The 17,001-nt window shown below is 64.0% G+C and carries 14 protein-coding genes; 5 read left to right on the plus strand and 9 right to left on the minus strand.

Annotated features, from left to right (window positions below; all coding sequences use genetic code 11):
- The first annotated feature begins 434 nt into the window (after positions 1-434).
- Both NCCP_RS08830 and NCCP_RS08835 read left to right on the plus strand, forming a co-directional pair.
- Entirely contained in the window at positions 435-2,159 is a 1,725-nt protein-coding gene (locus NCCP_RS08830; RefSeq protein ID WP_216364689.1) for a site-specific DNA-methyltransferase, read from the plus strand.
- Complete coding sequence (locus NCCP_RS08835) at positions 2,156-4,648, plus strand: DEAD/DEAH box helicase family protein (protein WP_149956881.1); 2,493 nt, start codon at positions 2,156-2,158, stop codon at positions 4,646-4,648. Before NCCP_RS08830 ends, NCCP_RS08835 begins: the two co-directional genes overlap by 4 nt.
- A 49-nt stretch (positions 4,649-4,697) precedes the next feature.
- Here the strand turns inward: NCCP_RS08835 and NCCP_RS08840 are convergent, their stop codons facing one another.
- The 3 genes from NCCP_RS08840 to NCCP_RS08850 form a co-directional block, all read right to left on the minus strand.
- Positions 4,698-5,423 carry a hypothetical protein gene (locus tag NCCP_RS08840; RefSeq protein WP_149956882.1) on the minus strand — a complete coding sequence of 242 codons (726 nt, stop codon included), beginning with the start codon at positions 5,421-5,423 and terminating at the stop codon, positions 4,698-4,700.
- Positions 5,386-5,787, minus strand: coding sequence for a competence protein CoiA family protein (locus NCCP_RS08845; RefSeq protein ID WP_149956883.1), 402 nt, complete (start codon positions 5,785-5,787; stop codon positions 5,386-5,388). Before NCCP_RS08845 ends, NCCP_RS08840 begins: the two co-directional genes overlap by 38 nt.
- A 498-nt stretch (positions 5,788-6,285) precedes the next feature.
- Entirely contained in the window at positions 6,286-6,738 is a 453-nt protein-coding gene (locus NCCP_RS08850; RefSeq protein ID WP_149956884.1) for a hypothetical protein, read from the minus strand.
- Between the two features lie 770 nt (positions 6,739-7,508).
- Between NCCP_RS08850 and NCCP_RS08855 the strand changes: the two genes are divergently transcribed.
- Positions 7,509-7,826: a hypothetical protein gene (locus NCCP_RS08855; RefSeq protein WP_149956885.1), complete on the plus strand. Its 318-nt coding sequence runs from the start codon at positions 7,509-7,511 to the stop codon at positions 7,824-7,826.
- Here NCCP_RS08855 and NCCP_RS15115 read toward each other — a convergent pair.
- Positions 7,803-8,099: a site-specific integrase gene (locus NCCP_RS15115; protein WP_149956886.1), complete on the minus strand. Its 297-nt coding sequence runs from the start codon at positions 8,097-8,099 to the stop codon at positions 7,803-7,805. The genes NCCP_RS08855 and NCCP_RS15115 overlap by 24 nt on opposite strands.
- Before the next feature lie 122 nt (positions 8,100-8,221).
- Between NCCP_RS15115 and NCCP_RS08865 the strand changes: the two genes are divergently transcribed.
- Complete coding sequence (locus NCCP_RS08865) at positions 8,222-8,470, plus strand: hypothetical protein (protein ID WP_149956887.1); 249 nt, start codon at positions 8,222-8,224, stop codon at positions 8,468-8,470.
- Between the two features lie 241 nt (positions 8,471-8,711).
- On the opposite strand, the gene NCCP_RS08870 is transcribed toward NCCP_RS08865, so the two are convergent.
- Positions 8,712-9,068, minus strand: coding sequence for a hypothetical protein (locus NCCP_RS08870; protein WP_149956888.1), 357 nt, complete (start codon positions 9,066-9,068; stop codon positions 8,712-8,714).
- A 1,964-nt stretch (positions 9,069-11,032) separates the two neighbouring features.
- Here NCCP_RS08870 and NCCP_RS08875 point away from each other — a divergent pair.
- Positions 11,033-11,908: a prephenate dehydratase gene (locus NCCP_RS08875; protein ID WP_414727717.1), complete on the plus strand. Its 876-nt coding sequence runs from the start codon at positions 11,033-11,035 to the stop codon at positions 11,906-11,908.
- Positions 11,909-12,133: 225 nt separating this feature from the next.
- On the opposite strand, the gene NCCP_RS08880 is transcribed toward NCCP_RS08875, so the two are convergent.
- The 4 genes from NCCP_RS08880 to NCCP_RS08895 form a co-directional block, all read right to left on the minus strand.
- Positions 12,134-12,949 carry an HpcH/HpaI aldolase family protein gene (locus tag NCCP_RS08880; RefSeq protein WP_149956890.1) on the minus strand — a complete coding sequence of 272 codons (816 nt, stop codon included), beginning with the start codon at positions 12,947-12,949 and terminating at the stop codon, positions 12,134-12,136.
- Between the two features lie 39 nt (positions 12,950-12,988).
- Positions 12,989-14,593, minus strand: coding sequence for an aldehyde dehydrogenase (NADP(+)) (locus tag NCCP_RS08885; RefSeq protein ID WP_149956891.1), 1,605 nt, complete (start codon positions 14,591-14,593; stop codon positions 12,989-12,991).
- A gap of 176 nt (positions 14,594-14,769) precedes the next feature.
- The gene (locus NCCP_RS08890) at positions 14,770-15,945 is read right to left on the minus strand and encodes an enolase C-terminal domain-like protein (protein ID WP_149956892.1); all 1,176 of its coding nucleotides are present in this window, start codon (positions 15,943-15,945) and stop codon (positions 14,770-14,772) included.
- Positions 15,946-16,008: 63 nt separating this feature from the next.
- Positions 16,009-16,935: a dihydrodipicolinate synthase family protein gene (locus NCCP_RS08895; protein ID WP_149956893.1), complete on the minus strand. Its 927-nt coding sequence runs from the start codon at positions 16,933-16,935 to the stop codon at positions 16,009-16,011.
- Positions 16,936-17,001: the final 66 nt, after the last annotated feature.

Here is a 17,001-nt window from a genome sequence, read left to right on the forward strand (position 1 = left end):
AGCGCTTTCTTCGTCGTGCCCTGCTCCGGCAACAAAGCGAAACCTTCTCGAAGGCCAAGTAGAGGTCTGCGGCGCCAGCGAGTGGGTGCGTCAAGTATTTTTGCACCCGGTATACCGGTCATACTCGGCTCCGCGTAGGGGTGCTCGCCCAGTCCTCTGTCTTGCCATGCTGCCCGGTTTGGACGAATCAGCTGCCCATCCGGTCATGAAGGCCACAGGTAGCTTTTGCCTCCGGCCAGACCGCCGGACGCTTCAGATCCAGGAGACACCAGCACTACAGGGTGAACGACTAATCCTCGCCGGCAAATAGGATGGAGCGGATCCATTATTTTCTGTGGGAGCCTGACGCAACGCCGTTGCCGCCGGGTTGCCCATGCTGCGCCACAGGAGCTGAACGATTGAAAAACCCGAGGGGGCGGCTCGAGCTCACCTGGATGGGTAAGGACATGTCCCTTATTCCGTCCGAGCAGGGAAAGTACGACTATGAGTGGGTCGATCCCTCGGACCCGCGCGCGGCGGAGGTCAAGACGGTTGAGATCGTCGACAGCGTTGGTGACCGGTGGGAAGAAAACCTCCTGATCGCAGGCGACTCGGGCGATGCGCTGCGTGCTCTTTCTGCTATTCCCGAATGGGCTGATCAGTACCGCGGGAAAGTGAAGCTGGCCTATATCGATCCGCCGTTCAACACGGAACAGGCCTTCGAGCATTACGCCGACCAGCTTGAGCACTCGGTGTGGTTGACGATGATGCGAGACCGAATCCGGAACATCAAGCCGCTGTTGAGTGCAGACGCGTCGATCTGGGTTCATCTGGACGACGCCGAGGTTCACCGCATGCGGGTTCTGCTCGATGAGGAGTTCGGACCGGACAATTTCATCGCCACGATTGCCTGGCAAAAGGTCTACGCGCCGAAGAACTCGGCCAAGCACCTTTCAGTCGACCAGGACTATGTGCTGGTGTATGCCGTCAACGCTGAGCAGTGGCGCCCCAATGAGCTGGTCCGAAGCGCTTCGATGGATGCCGCCTACAAGAACCCGGACAACGATCCGCGCGGGCCGTGGAAGCCCGGTGATCTTCTAGCCAACAAGCCCTACAGCCTCGGCAGGTATCAGATCATCACGCCCAGCGGCCGCGTCATTGATGGCCCGCCTCCTGGACGGTATTGGCGCATCTCCCATGACAAGCTACGCGAGCTGGATGCGGACAACCGGATCTACTGGGGCGCCGATGGAAGCAATGTTCCGGCGCTGAAGCGCTTCCTGAGTGAGGTACGGGGCGCTGTCCCCCGCACGATGTGGTTCCACACGGACGTGGGCCATAACCAGACCGGGAAGAACGAGATACAGGCCCTGTTTCCCGGCGAGGTTCCGTTCTCTACGCCGAAGCCGGAACGGCTGCTCGAACGCGTGTTGAGCATCGCATCGAACCCCGGTGACATCGTGCTCGATTGCTTTGCCGGGTCCGGAACGACGCCCGCCGTCGCCCACAAGATGGGACGCCGCTGGGTGGCCGTCGAACTGCTGGAATCGACGGTTAAGGACTTCATCGTGCCGCGGCTGGCCAAGGTCGTGAACGGGTTGGATGCCGGCGGAATCAGCATGAAGAAAGAGCGAGTCGCCGTCGACGAGCTGCCAGAGGGGATCACTCCCGAGGAGGCTCGGCAGTTCACCACCCTGCTGGGGAAAGTCTCCAAGTCCGTCACCGGGTTGGACGACAAGACCCTCTCGGCCCTGCGGACTGCCACCAGAACCAAGGACCAGACCACGGTGCAGTGGACGGGCGGGGGCGGCTTCACGATCGCTCGCATGGGTCTTTCCCTGTACGAGGTGGATGATCAGGACGACGCCGTATACCTGTCCGAAGCAGCGGTGAACGGGGTCTTCGCCCGGGCCGTAGCCGGGCAACTAGGGTTCCGGTTCGAAACTGGGGACCAAGTTTTCTGCGGGCGCAAGGGCCGCATACGCCTTGCCGTCATCGACGGCATCGCCGACGAGAACGTCGTCCGCACCGTAGCCAGCAGCCTTGCGGACGAGGAGAAAGCGGTAGTGGTGGCCAAGGGCGTAGTGAACGGCATGGCTGAGTTGATGCGGACGCTCTCCCCCGGATCCCGCATCCGCAAAGCCCCTGATGACCTGTTTGCGAAGGGAACGATCAAGTGATCCCGAATATCCGGTTCGACCGGGACCTGCTCGAAGACGTTGCGGCCCGCTTCGACCTGCGCCTGCCAAACCGCACCGGTTTGGCCGCAACCGTCAAGCGCCTAGCCCAGGCCGGCGGAGACTATGTGGAGGTCGTCAACGACCTGGCCACCGGCGTGGGCAAGACCTACCTGATGGCCGCACTGGTCGACTATCTGGCAACCCAGGGGATCCGCAACATCCTCGTTGTCACTCCGGGCTCGACCATTCAAAAGAAGACGCTGGCAAACTTCCAGGCGGATTCTCCCAAGTTTGTCTCCGGTGCCGACCACCAGCCCGTGGTAATCACCCCGGAAAACTTCCGCGCCACGGCCATGGGGACCGCGTTACACGACCAGCGGCAACTGAAGCTGTTCGTCTTCAACGTCCAGCAACTCACCCGACCGCAGGCCTCCACCTCACGACAGACGCATCAGGTGGATGAGAACCTCGGCGGTGCGTTGTACAACCAACTACGGGAACAAGACGACCTGGTGGTCATCGCAGATGAGCACCACGTCTACCACGACAAGGCCGCCGTCTTCTCGGCAGCCATCCGCGACCTCTCACCGCTGGCGTTGGTCGGCCTGACCGCCACCCCGGCAAAGACGGACGAAGACAAAGTCATCTTCCAGTACACCCTCGCCGAGGCCATTGCGGACGGACTGGTGAAGATCCCGGTGCTGGTGTACCGGCCGGACGGGATGAAAGACGAACGCACCCGCCTGGCCGACGCCTGTCACCTGCTGCGCCGCAAAGACGATGCCTACCAGCTCTACCGCTCTCACAATCCGGACGCATCCGCGGTCCGGCCAGTGTTGTTCGTCGTGTGCCAGGACATCGGACACGCATCCGAAGTCGGCCAGGTCCTGGCCGGGCCCGGATTCATCGGCGACGCCGGCGCGGTCCTAGAAATCACTTCCCAGTCGTCCGACGAGGCGCTGGCCGCCCTGGATGCCGTGGAAGACCTGGGCTCCCCTATCCGCGCCATTGTCTCGGTGAACATGCTGCGCGAAGGCTGGGACGTGAAGAACATCGCGGTCATTGCCGCGCTGCGCAAGCTCGATTCGGAAATGCTCACCGAGCAGGTCCTCGGCCGCGGACTTCGCCTGCCCTTCGGTACCCGTACGGCCATTCCGGAAGTCGATCAGGTCGATCTGGTCGCGCACGACTCGTATCAAAAGCTGCTGGCCAAGAAGGACGTACTGAATTCACGCCTGCAGCCAAAACCTCGCGAAGAACTGGAAAAGACTCTTCCCTTCGACCTCAGCAAGCCCGCCGAAGAGCAGCCGGCCGCCGTGCCCGAACAACTTCCCGGCTACGGAGACAACGCCCAGGGCCTGCTCTTCCCTGTCCCATCTGCTGCCTTGGAGACCGACGTTCCGAATACGGGGACCCCAGATGCCGTAGACTCCCTGTCCACCCCCAACAGCGGCCTGACATCGGCGGATCTTGAAAAGAAGCTGACGGCGAAGGATCCGGAATGGAAAGGCCGGGTGGAAGGGGCACCGACGTTGTCGTTCCCCCTGGAAGAATCCAAGCTCGTCCAGGTTCGCTTTACGCTCTCCTCGGTACCTGATGCCGACGCGTACAGCCTCGGCCGCCGCTACTCCCGCGAGATCCCCCTCTTCATGCGTCGCGTTGCACTGGAGGCCGAACGCACCGGTGAGGACATCGACATCACTGCCGCCCCACAGCAGCAGGTCGAGACCCTGCAGAAGATGGCACCAATCGATACGGTGCGCGAAGAACTCATTGCCGCGGTCATGGCTCAACCCGAGGTCGAAGCCACCAAACAGCAAAAGGGCGCAGCTCGACGCATTGTGGATGCGTTCCTCGAAGGGGCCGGAGCCACCAGCGAGGACGAGACGGCATTATGGTCGGAAAACCGCAAGAAAATGGCAATCGGAGGCCTCCGCGACCTCATACGCACCGCCGTCGGCAACCGCACGACCGAACGCCAAACCACGCTGGTACCGGTGAAACTGCCTCTGGAACCGGTCCTCGTGGATCCGGCATACCCCGGCGCCTACGAAGGCCGATTCGAACGCCGGGCCCAGTACAGAGGGTGGCGCAGAAACATTTTGCCCATTGCGGCGTTCGATGCGAAAACCACCGAGTGGGAAATCGCGCACATCGTCGACAACGACGACTCCATTGACTGGTGGTTGCGCCTCGAAAGCCAAGGACCAGCATGGATCCCGACCGAAACAGCCGGCCGCTACTTCCCGGACTTCATCATCATCGACAAAGACGGCACCCGCTGGGTCGTGGAAGGCAAATCCGACAAGGAGGCCAACGATCCGAAGGTCCAGCACAAGAAACAGTGCGCCGAACAATGGGCACGAGCGGTCCGCGATGAGGACGACGACCGATTCGGCCGATGGCGGTACATGTTCGTCACCGAAACCGACCTGAAGCACGCCTCCGGCTCCTGGAGCGGACTGCTGGCGGTCACCAACCCCGAATAGCCGGAACAGTCCCGCCCCTATATAGGGGCTTGGTGATTGATGTGCGTGCTCAAAACAATCCGGATTGAGCAGATTGCTTAGGGAAAGGAACGGTCTTCTCGGCCGGGTGCTGCTCATCCAGGGCCAGCTTTTCGCGTATTTGGCGAGCCCACCGCGCGTCCGAGACGCGCGAAGTGCCGGGAGGCCGTCCTCTTGCAGGATTCTGAGGTGTTTGCTGGGTCTCTGGGCCCGGTCGGTGGGCAGGTTGCTTGCGGGGGTGAAGGTATGGCGATGGGTCCGGCAGGTCCGCTTTGCGCAGCAGCGGTGCGCTGATCAGTGACCAGTGCTCCGCATAGATGCAGGAAATGAAGAACTGCCCTGCGAGGGCTTCGCAGGACGGGCACACGAACGCACTGTATTTCTCGCCCTTAGTCTTGCTTCGCCGCAGTTCGATGCGGGCTTTGCCGATGTCGGCCCCGGTCTCGCGGATCCATTGGTCCACGAGCCGGTGGACCTCCGGGTGGTTCTCGTAGCGTGTGATACCCACTTTGGACTTGACCTGCACTGCCGGCGCGGAATCGTACTGCTGGCGGGGGTTGGAGCGCATCGCGTCCCATAGGAGCATCGGCTGTTCGCACCGCCAACAGCCAGTCAAGGTAGTCCAGAGGAATGGACCGGCCTCGGTGTGGAGGGTGTGGGCCCCAAACCCTTTTTCCGGGGCGGCGCTGGATAGGTTCATCACCTCGATGCGTCGCTCGTTATCGGCAATTATCGCGGCCTGCGCCTGCCGGGCCATCTCCTCCCTGCGTTCGGCGTCCTGACGCGCCTGTTCGGCGGCGTCGAGTCGCTTCTGCTGCCGGGCGGGGGGAGCCGACCGACCAGACGGGACCGTGGGTGAGAATCCGGTAGATGAAAGCGCCCAGAGTTGTGGAAGATTCCACGATGTCTTGCCGGATTTTCAGTTCCATGAGGGAGGCGGGATCCGCAAGCATCGGCGAGTTCTTCCCAAACCCGGCATGGACGATGGGCAGCCGGATCGGGTTGTACTCGAGATCGCGCGGCACCAGCCAGACGGGGAAGATACCGCTGTCGAAGTAGCGCTGGCTGGGCCGGTTATATTCGCCGGGCGTTTGGGAAGAGAGCTGGACCTCGAAAGCCACCCGGTGCCGACCGTCATCGGATTCAGCCAGGACATCAACGATTCATTCACGCGAAGGGGCCTGATACTCAACGAGGGCGTGCCAGCCCGGCACGGTGTCGATGCGCCCTGCGACCGCGGCCTTTAGCGCACAGTGTTGTTCGGTCTCGCCCCGGTGTTCGGCCGTGCATCCCGCCAAGCTGACATGGGAGAAGAACCTGGTTTCCCCGCGGGCCTTGGCCACCGCCCTGATACCGCACCCGGGCATGACCAAACGCCTGTGCTCCTCCGATTCCTGAAGCCGGACCCAGGACTGCATGCTGTGCCTGGTTGCATCGACCCGTTCCCCATCCAGATACCCCACCAACAGCCCTCAAAGCTGCCCTCACAAGCAGATTCAAACATGTACCTGGGCCCGCTTCCAGCATGAACCCGCCCAACCTGAGCCACCCATCGGCAGGGGCATCACGACCCGGCCTGCGTTTCAGCCGGTGGAGCGGAAAGGATTTCCGCACCGGTATCAGTGGCCCGATGAATGCATGCGCCAGTGGTCCCTGAAGTTACCCAGGAACTGATCCTCCACGCCGGAACCCACATAGCCTGTGTGCCGGGCTGCCCCAGCGGAGCGGCGACTGTCCCCGGCGATGCCGGAGGCGGCATGGTGGCGGCCGTCCTGTTCCTGCCGTCCGTGCGGCTCCCGCCGGGCAGGGTTGAGGTCACCGTAGTGGGAGGCGTTGTTTAGTTGGGCCATCCAGCCCGGGAAGCGGGGCTCGAGGAACTCCAGACTCTCTCCGTCGAAGCCCCTGCGGGCGAGGTACCGGAGCTGGGTCTGCAGCATCTTCCAGTAGAAGCGCCGTTCCTGCCTGTCCAGGTGCCGGTGGCGGCACAGCAGCTCGGCCAGGCACAGGGCCAGCTCCTGCCGCAAGGCGCAGGTCGGTCCATAGGCGAGGACGCCGGCATGGACCTCCGACATCGCGGAGCAAACCCGTTGAACGAGCACATCCTGCGGCCCGGCCGGCAGGGCGGCAGACGTTTTCGTGGCCGCACGCCGGTTCCCTGCCACATTCTCGGAAGACGGGTTGCGATGTCCACGCCGGTGACCAGCCTTCCCGTCATATCGGACCGGGGCGTGGGTTTTCTGGGGCATCTTTAATTCCTTTCGGTTCAGGTGAATGCTCACCAAGGGACTCTTCCGACCCTCGGGTCCGCTTAAACAAAAAAGCCACGGCCCAAGGGTCCGTGGCGCATGGATGGCACAACAACAGCCCGGCGCATTCGCCGAACTGTACGGGCCTATATAAACCCCAACGTCCGGGACACAATCAACTTTCTCGTCCGGAATGCGGACGCATTAAGGCGCGACCGGTCTTCGCGGACACGGTCTCACCCGGGCCCGCGAAGACAAAAACCAGGGCCGGAGGACTGTGGTGCATGGATGGCACACGAGCAGCTCGGTGTCTCTGCCGGGATGCACAGAACTCCATATACGGAACCTACGGGACGGAATCAACCTCTCAGGGGCCTATATACGGAAATAACGGGGACAAAATCAATTTCCTTGACCAAAGGTGGCTGCTTCGCGGTGCGGCCGGCATCCGCGGAAACGGACGTTCCTGGTGGTAGCGTCATCGCTGTGGCAGGCCCGTTTTTGGGAGAACGTGCCGCTGCTCCGTTGGGCACCCGGCCCTTTGGGGAAAAGGCGGATGAAGGGCAGCACTGATGGGAGTTCCTGGCAAGGCCGTTGTGTCCAAGGCCGACTATGCCAGCTACATCAACAGCCCGGCGTGGAAGGCCACCCGCAACAGATACTGGGCCTCGAAGCTTCCGACGGAGTGCTACGTCTGCCAGGCTGCGCGCCACCCGGGAATGCATCTGCACCACCGAACCTACAAAAACCTCGGCGCTGAACGCCTCATGGACCTAGTGCCCGTCTGCCAGCCCTGCCACGACGAGATCCACCAACTGCATCGCAGCGATCCCGCGTGGAAGCACAAAGGCCTGTGGGCCGCGACAAAACGCGTCCGCAAGCTCAGGTCATCAGGCAAGAAGAACCGCCCGTAGCGAGCGGAACGGATTCACCTCCGGACAGTCCATCGCTTCCCTCGCTTCCCCCGAGAAAGTCCAGACCGCACGCTCGAACAGCGAGAACCAGCTACCGATGCGTCTGGGCCAGTGGTCGGAACCGCACGACAGTATCCGCTGCATCGCCTTCACATTCGCGCCGGTGCTGACCGCAAAACTCGCTGCACGATGGCGCAGATCATTCGGAGTGATCCTGGGCAGGCCGGCCCGCTCGATCGCGCCGGCAAACCAGCTGTAGCTGTCTTCATGCACGCGCGGTCCGCAAGTACCCGCCATCGGGGCCCGGGAAGATTTAAGGTATCCCGCCCCTTGCCCTCGCAGGCCTGCGCCAACAACTCGGACAGGAACCGCGGGAACGACACGACGCCCCGGCGATGGTTCTTCGGGGTGGCGCCCACCACCGTGCCGCCGAGGTCCACGGCGTTCTCCTCGATCCGCAGACGCCGACGCAGCGCGTCCAAATCGCTGACTCGGAGCCCGGTCGCCTCGCCCCAGCGCAGGCCGCAGTAAGCGAGCACCAGGACAAGCGTGGCAACGGAACCCGCATGCTGGTGAATAGCATCCGGGTGAGGCCGTTCACCGACCGTGGATGGGCCCTCGAACCGCTCTACGGCAACGACTGATCCCCACCCCCGGGCCAGGACAGCCGCCGGCCCCGGGGGTGGGGTACCTTCTTCGCCGTCCGAGGGTATAGCCGCCGGGCCAGGAAAGTCCCACTCACGCAAGTTAAAGCGTTTTGATCAGGGGGTTCTGATAAGGGAAAAGTACCCTGCCCGCCGCCAGGGAGCCAGCGCCCGCCCGCCACCTCCACGCCCGAGAAGCAGATCGGCCCCTGCACGTTTCGTGCGGGAGCCGATCCTGTTCCTAGCTCACACGCTCCCAGAGTCCGGGCGTGGACACCTGGCCGTTGTCCGTGCGGATGCCGGCCATCAGGGCCCCGCTCGGCCGACCGTCCTTGTTGTGCGTGAGGTGCCGCGGCAAGCCGCAGGCAACCGCAAACTCAGTGATGTCGAGGTTGGGGTCCTCGTGCATGAGCACCTGAGCCGTCACCCACATGACGTTCATCTTGATGATGTCCGCCTCGTGGGGCTCGAGCTGCTTGCCCGTACCCCGGCCGTCAATCGTGCGATCGTGGCCGGCCCGATCCGCCCGGTAGGGCGCATCCGACCAATCATGGTTCGCAATCTCGCGAGCGTGTTCCTGAGCGATACGGCTCAACATAGAGCTACCTCCGATAGGTGATGGAACGTCCCTCCCCGACGGAGGGAACGCCAGCCATCCTAGGAGCCATCCCGCCTTAGCCTCAGCAGCCACGCCGATGCAATTACCTGCCGGCTGCCAATGCCGGGGGTCTCCGGGGACCGTTCGCAGCCACGTCTGCCGAAGCACTGACGCCTCAGTCTCAGGACTAAGGGCGCCGTCTCTCCCCCCAAGGATTATCGGGATACTCGACCGCGTAGTTGCGCAGCTGTTGCGCTCGCTTCACGCTTCGCTTTCCGTGCGCTGTCTTATGGCCGCTGACGGCATGTCCTCGGACCCATTTCACGTGCTTCTTGTCACCGTTGAGGGCCAGCCCAAGCGATCGAGAATCGTAGGAAACCCGGCAGCTGGCCCCTGCATCAAGACGTTTGGGCAGAACGACATCCCCTGGCCCAGGATCGAACCTCACGAACGAACTACCGTCCGAAAGCTCCAACTCCAACGCCGTAATCTCCGTACTAGCAGACCGGCTCCTGTTGGTCACCGTCACCACCGTTCGTTCAATCCCCTCCTGGGGCAACGGCGGATCAAGTATCGGTATCGCTGCCGACAGGGAAACCTCCAACCGCACGCGGTCGCTGAAGCGGAACCACAAGGTGAGTCCGACGGACAACAGGGAAATAACGAAGGCCGCCAAAGGGAGCAAAGATTCCCACCAGGCAGAAACCAGCTCAACCTGGATGGGTTCTGTCATGAGCATTCAGCGAGCCTAAGGCACGTGAAGGTCTACCCAACGACGTGTACCCACTTTTGCCCACGCTTGCCCGTATTCCCCCTAATCTAACCGCATGACAATTCCCGAGATATCGGGTCTTTTTCCCCACCACCTGAGGTGTCTGGGAGATTTCAATTCCCTCAGTCACTGGGGCAAAGGGAAGCAGAAGCATTGGCGGGGCGAGCATGCGCGAGTGGCCTCGGGTCGACGGGTCCGCCTTTTTGACGCACCAAGTGCTCCGCACTTAGAGCGACGAGCTGAGCCGGGCACCGAAAACGGATAGGCACGTTCCTGGGCTGCCATCGGCCACGTTGACTGGCCCATGTACCAGCACCGTATGTACGGACGCAGCTGCCGGACGGGCGGACGGTCCACGGGAAGGCCGACGCCTGGCAGGGAAGCCTGCTTCCGGTCCGGTGGCCCGAGGGCCAAGACCTGCCCATGCTCTGGATGACCGCGGACCTCGTCCGACGCATCCCACGCAACGAGTCGTCCTGGCACGAACCCCACGACGACATCACGTGGTACCTCGAACACGGCGAAGCCTGAACATCCCCTCCAGCCTGCAGGCAGTCCCCGCCGGCTCGAGACCGGTTACCACTCGGCACCTACGCGGCCGGGATGACGGCCAGAGCTCTCCGCGGGGCACCTGGGGGCGGTTTTGAGGTTTCCCCTCTTACAAAGGGCCCTCCCCCACCTACCGCCGGTAATTGCCCTCTTGGCTGCAATGAATCTTGCAGTGGTCACCAATCCTGAGGCTGATAACGGTGCTGACGACATCTATTTCCCCGCAATCCCCCCGGGATCTGTCGGGCGCCGCGCCGTCGGCCAGGATCTTGTCACGTCGACCCGCCTTCAACGACAGACAAGATCACGAACGCCCGCTAATGACTCGGAACCCGAGGCTTGGGCCCCTCTCACTGCATCGGGTCAATCACTGCCGCGGGCATCTCGATACCGTTGTCGCGGGCACATCACCCAGCGCCGCGCCACTGGCCAAGACCTTGGAGGAGGCCAAACCCATAGGGCTGGGGAACACCCTTGTGCTGTCTGGAAACGTCGATCCCTAGACTCACGGGTCCCTTCCCTTCATCTTGCGCCCCGGATCGTTTTGGAACGAGCTTTCCCGGGCGAATGATGTGGCCGTCTTCTTGGGATGACGTGTGGTAACGCAGGCTGAAGGATTGGGGTTCGCGCCCTTGGGAATGGGATGATTTCGGCTGTGACTCCAGCAATCGCGTACCAAGGTGAACCGGGCTCGAATTCACACATTGCTTGCACGGAGGTCTTCCCTGCGTGGGATGCGATTCCCTGCGCCAGCTTCGAGGACGCTTTTGCGGAAGTCACCACGGGACGTGCCCAACGCGCCATGATTCCCATTGACAACTCGATCGCCGGACGTGTTGCGGACATCCACGCGCTGCTTCCGGAAACTCGGTTGAGGATCGTCGGGGAGCACTTTCTGCGTATCCGTTTCGACCTGCTAGCCGTTCCCGGTACTACCTTGGAACAGGTTCGGGAAGTGCACAGCCACATCCACGCACTGGGCCAGTGCCGCGCATTCATCCGCCAGCACGGGCTGGTGCCGGTCATCGCTGGCGACACAGCCGGGTCCGCGCGCGAGGTCGCGGAGTGGAACGACCCGGCCAAGGCATCCCTTGCTCCTCCCTTGGCTGCGCCCATGTACGGATTGGACGTCTTGGCCACGGAGGTTGAGGACGATCCAACCAACACCACCCGTTTTGTGCTGCTTGCCGACGACCAGTCGCTTTCGTCACGCGAGCATCTGTCGCCGAACGTGATTACGAGCTTTGTCTTCCAGGTAAGGAATGTCCCCGCGTCCCTCTACAAGGCGCTGGGCGGCTTCGCCACCAACGGCGTCAATATGATCCGGCTCGAGAGCTACATGGTAGGCGGGCAGTTCGCGGCCACGAAGTTTATGGTCGATGTCGAAGGCCACCCGGAGGACGCCCCGCTCATGCGGGCTTTTGACGAACTGGGATTCTTCGCCACAGATGTCCGGATACTCGGCGTCTACGCCGCCCATCCGTTCAGGTCGCGTGGCGCTCAGGATCCGGTTCGTTAGAGGCCGGGCACGGGGCCCGGCCTCTAACGAAGGATGTCCCGGCAACCTGCGGGCAGCTGGCCCCGGCGCGGGGTGCCGCACGGCGCCTATTGGCATGTCGGGAAACCGCGCGGGCTCCTCACCGTCGCCGGCGTCGATCGGGAATGCACCCTTTATGTCCTTGCGGAACCTCATACCCACCGGGTCGGAAGCGTTGCGGCACCAAGAGACAGAGGCCTCGTGGTGTCAGTAGCTGGCGGGTGCCGCGGAACTGGTGTGGCGTTCGCCGATGTATGTGGCGACGAGGGCTTCGGTGCCGCGGGCGATGAGGGCTACGTCTGCGCCGACGTTGACGAAGTCAGCGCCCGCGGCAATGTACTGGCGGGCTTGAGCCTCCACGAAAGCGTTGACGCCGATGATCTTGCCGGCGCGCTTGACGGCAGCGATGGTTCGCACGACCGAGGCCACGACCTCGGGGTGATCCTGTTGGCCCAGCAGGCCCATGGTCGCGGCGAGGTCCGAGGGACCGATGAACACGCCGTCGATCCCGTCGGTCCCGGCGATCTCCGCAGCGTTTTCGACGGCCTCGGCGGACTCGATCTGCACGAGCAGGGAGACCAGTGCGTTAGCGCGAGCAAGGTAGTCCGGAACGCGGTTCCAGCGGGCGGAGCGCACCAGGACGCCGCCGACGCCGCGCACGCCCGCAGGGGCATAACGGGTCGCGGCGACCGCTTGGCGGGCCTCCTCGGCGGTGTTGACCATCGGCACGATCAGGGACTGCGCCCCCAGGTCCAGCACCTGTTTGATGATGACGGGGTCGTTGGTGGGGACGCGGACCACAGGCACCACCGGATAGCTGGCGATGGCACGGAGTTGGGCGAGGATGGCCGCGAGGTTCACCGGCCCGTGTTCGGCATCGATGAGCAGGTAGTCCAGCCCGGCTCCGGCGCAGATCTCGGCGATACCCGCGTCTCCGGAATCCAGAAACATCCCGGCGATGGTTCGTCCATTTAGGGTGAAGAGGTCCTTGAAGGACGGGGCGGGTTCTAGGCGCAGCGGCATGCGATGGTTCCGTTCTTTCCGTTGTCAGCTAATACGGGGTCAGGGATGTTGGCTGATGATGCCTTCTACCCTGCGGGTGAGGTTCCAGGGGTTGTCTTCCCGCAGCGGTTCCGGAAGCAGGCCGTTGGGGATGTTCTGGTAGGCGACCGGGCGAAGGAAGCGCTCGATCGCCAGCGTGCCGACGGAGGTGGTGCGCGAATCCGAGGTGGCAGGGAAGGGCCCGCCGTGCACGATGGCGTTGCCGACGTCCACGCCGGTGGGCCAGCCGTTGGCGATGATGCGCCCGACCTTGCGTTCGAGCACGGGAATCAGCGGGGCGGCCACCGGGTGGTCCTCCTCGGTCAGGAGAAGGGTCGCTGTGAGCTGGCCTTCCATGCTCTGGGCGGCTGCCACCAGTTCCGCAGCCGAGTGGTAGCGGACCACTAGGGACGCCGCGCCGAAGATTTCTTCCTGGAGGACGGTGTTGCTCATGAAAGTGGGAACGTCGGTGCCGAACACCATGGGAGCGGGCGCGTTTTCGGTGGAACCCTCAACCCCGCGGGCCACGACCTCCACTCCGTCTTGGCCCTCGAGAGCGTCAATTCCCTCGCGGCAGGAACGGGCGATGCCCGGAGTCAACATCGTTGCGCCGTGGGCCTGGGCCAGAAGGTGCCTGACGGCGACGACGAACGCGTCGCCGTCTTTGCCGACGGGAACGAAAAGCAGGCCTGGATTTGTGCACAGCTGCCCCGAAGAACCTGTCAGTGAGGTGACGTAGGCTCCGGCGAGTTCCCCGGCTTCGCTGCGCAGGGCGGATTCAAAAAGAAACACGGGGTTGATGGAGCTCATTTCGGCGTAGACCGGGATGGGCTCGGGGCGGGCCGCCGCGGTGGCCATGAGGGACGTGCCCGCGCTGCGGGAGCCGGTGAAGCCCACGGCCTTGATCGCAGGATCCTTGGCCAGGGCCTGGCCGATGCTGGCGCCGGGCCCGTAGATCAGGGAGAATACGCCCGGGTGCAGGCCCAGGTCGCGCGCAGCCTCGGCAATGGCGCGGCCGACGATCTCGCTGGTGCCCGGGTGGGCGTTGTGGGCCTTGAAGACCACCGGGCAACCGGCAGCCAGGGCGGAGGCGGTGTCGCCGCCGGCAGTGGAGAAGGCCAGCGGGAAGTTGCTGGCGCCGAACACCGCCACGGGCCCGAGGGGGATCTTGCGCTGGCGGATGTCCGGGCGCGGTACGGGCTGGCGGGCGGGCAGGGCCGGGTCGATGCGCACGCCGCGGTAATCGCCCTGGCGCACGACGGCAGCGAACAGGCGAAGCTGGCCGGTGGTGCGGGCCAGTTCTCCGGTCAGGCGGGCCTCCGGAAGGCCCGTCTCAAGTGCGGCACGGGAGATAAGGTCCTGGCCGGCCGCCTCGACGTTCGCCGCCGCCTGTTCCAGGAACGCCGCGTGTGCTTCGGGTTCGAGCTCCTTGAAGGATTCGAACGCTTCCTCGGCCGCGGCGGTCGCGGCGGCAAGCTGGGCCTCTGTGATCAGCGAGTAGGCCGGCGAGAGCTCCCCGCCGGTGGCTGGGTTGATGCCATGGGTCGTACCGGCCTCCCCCGGCGTCTGCTGACCGGCGATGATCGAATGTCCGGCGAGGTTGGCGATCTGGGTGGTGACGGGCATGGCGCTCCTTGGCTGTCTGAAGGCGTGCTGATCGGGTGTGGGGCGGGCGGGTTCCCCTTATTGCGTGCCTGCGGCCGGAGACGGTCCTTACGGGCCGGTGGCAGGCTTGGGCAGGAGGACGTCTCCTGCCGCGCGGCGGCAGGAGACGTCCTGCCATGTCCGGCCTCCGGGGGGCGTCAGCCGGCCTTGATGATTTCGTGCATGGTGCGGACCGGCAGCAGCTTCTCCATGTCGTAGGTGACCCCGATGCCCGGGCCGGTCGGCACGGCCATCATGCCGTCGGCGGTGATCGTGTCGACGTGGTCGCTATAGTCGGTGTAGATCAGCGGAGACGGGTCAAGCAGCGCGGGCGAGACGTTGGCGATCTCATACATGGTGGTCTGCTGTTGCGCGGCGATGAGGTGACGGTGCACCGGGCCGGGTGCGTGCATCTCGGTCGTGACGCCAAGCGACTCGCCGAAGTGGATCGTCTTCAGTGCGCCGGTGATGCCCAGGTCGTAGTGGATGTCGACGCGGAGCAGGTCGGTGCCGCCGTTGAGGAGGAAATCGGCCTTCGCCTCAGGGCCGGCGACGTGCTCGGTCTGCAGGATCGGGATGTTCAGGGCCTCGCGCAGCTTCTTGTGCTGGAAGATGCCCAGTCCGGTGGGGCGCAGCGGGTCCTCGTACCAGCGGAAACCGGCCTCCTCGCAGGCCTTGCCCACGAAGATGGCATCACTCAGGGAGTTGAACACGCAGGCCGGATCGAGCATCAGCTCAACCCTCTCGCCGAGGGTTTCGCGCATGTGGCGAACGTTTTCGGCTTCCTCCCACTTGTTGCCGGCGTGCCAGGAGTGCATCTTGAACCCGGTGAAGCCCTTGTCCTTGAGCGAGAGGAAGAAATCGCTCACGGCTTCCTTAGTGGGCAGGTTGTCCAGCCGGTCCCCGTTGTGACATGAGGCGTAGGCGGGCACCTCCGTGCGGTGGCCCCCCAGCATCTGGGTCAGCGAAGTGCCCTGGATCTTTCCCGCCAGGTCCCACAGCGCGGTGTCCACATAGGACAGCCCGTAGGAATGCGCCGGACGGCTCGCGCGCCGGGTGGTCTGGAAGATGAGTTCGCGCTCGTGCCACTGGTGGCCCACCGCGACCTTGGCCGCAGCGATCGCCTGCGGAACGGCGGCGGAGACGCACTGGAAGGCGTATTCACCGACGGCGCCGTCCTCGGTAAAGATCTGGACCATGAGCACCGGCTTGGCCGAGCCGGGGCCGGGCGTGTAGGTGAAGGAACCGCCGTAGGTGTCGTCCGTGTAGTTGTGGGCGAAGTTCTCCACCACCACGTCGAACGTGCTGATCTCGATTCTGTCAATGATGCTCATGGATTCCTGGTCCTATCGTGTGGGGTTGTTGCGGTTGGTTCCGGAGGGCGTGGCGGATGCCGCTCAGCCCAGGGCCGAGGCGGACGCAAGGTCGACGTTCCACGAGGCCAGCATGCGGCTGACCCGCTCGCGGTCGGCGGGTTCGAGGGTGCTGATGGGAGCGCGGACGGCCCGGTCGCACAGACCGATCTGGTGCAGGGCCTCCTTGACCGCGGAAACGTTGAGCGCGTTGTTGTCGCGGGCCCGCAGGTCCTCGAAGTCACGGATGTCCTGCCACTGTTCCAGCGCACCGGAGAAGTCGCCGCGCTTGAGCGCCTGGAGGTAGTTGAGCGACACTTCCGGAACGACGTTGGCCAGACCCGAGGTGAATCCCTCTGCTGTCGCGGCGAACTGCGAGGCCGCGTAGGACTCGGCGAGTCCGGCAATCCAGACCAATCCGGGGATGTTGGCGTCCGAACGGATTGAGGCGAAGTCGACCGGGTCCGGCAGCGCGTACTTGATTCCCACGAAGTTGGGCGCCGCGGACGCGAGGCTCCGTAGCGCGTCCGCCGTGATGCTGCGGCTCTTGAGGTAGGGAACGACGCCAAGCTCCGGTACCGCGGCGGCGATCGCCCGGTGGTACTCAATCCATCCGTCGGCCGTGATGTACGGCTGCACGGGATGGTGGATCATAACCGCGTCGGCGCCGGCGTCCCGAGCTTCCAGCGCGGCCTCGATCGCCGAAGGCAACGGGCCGCCCACGCCGGCGAGCAGGATCGCATCGCCTGCGGCTTCCTTCACCACCCGCAGGCAGGTCGAGCGCTCGGCGGCACTGAGCGAGTAGTACTCGCCGGTGTTGCCGTTGGGGGTCACCACGGAGATTCCCGCCTCGACCATGCGGCAGGTGATCGCCGCAAGGGCCGCCTCGTCCACCCGGTCGTCGGCAGTGAACGGCGTTACTGTGATCGCAACCACTCCGGCGAGTTGCCGTCTCAATGCTTCGAACATCATCCAGCTCTCTTTCTGTCCACCCTGGCGAGGTGCAAACCGATTGTGTTGGGTCGGTCACGTTATGTC

The sequence above is a fragment of the Zafaria cholistanensis genome (assembly GCF_008580665.1).
Lineage (GTDB): Bacteria > Actinomycetota > Actinomycetes > Actinomycetales > Micrococcaceae > Zafaria > Zafaria cholistanensis.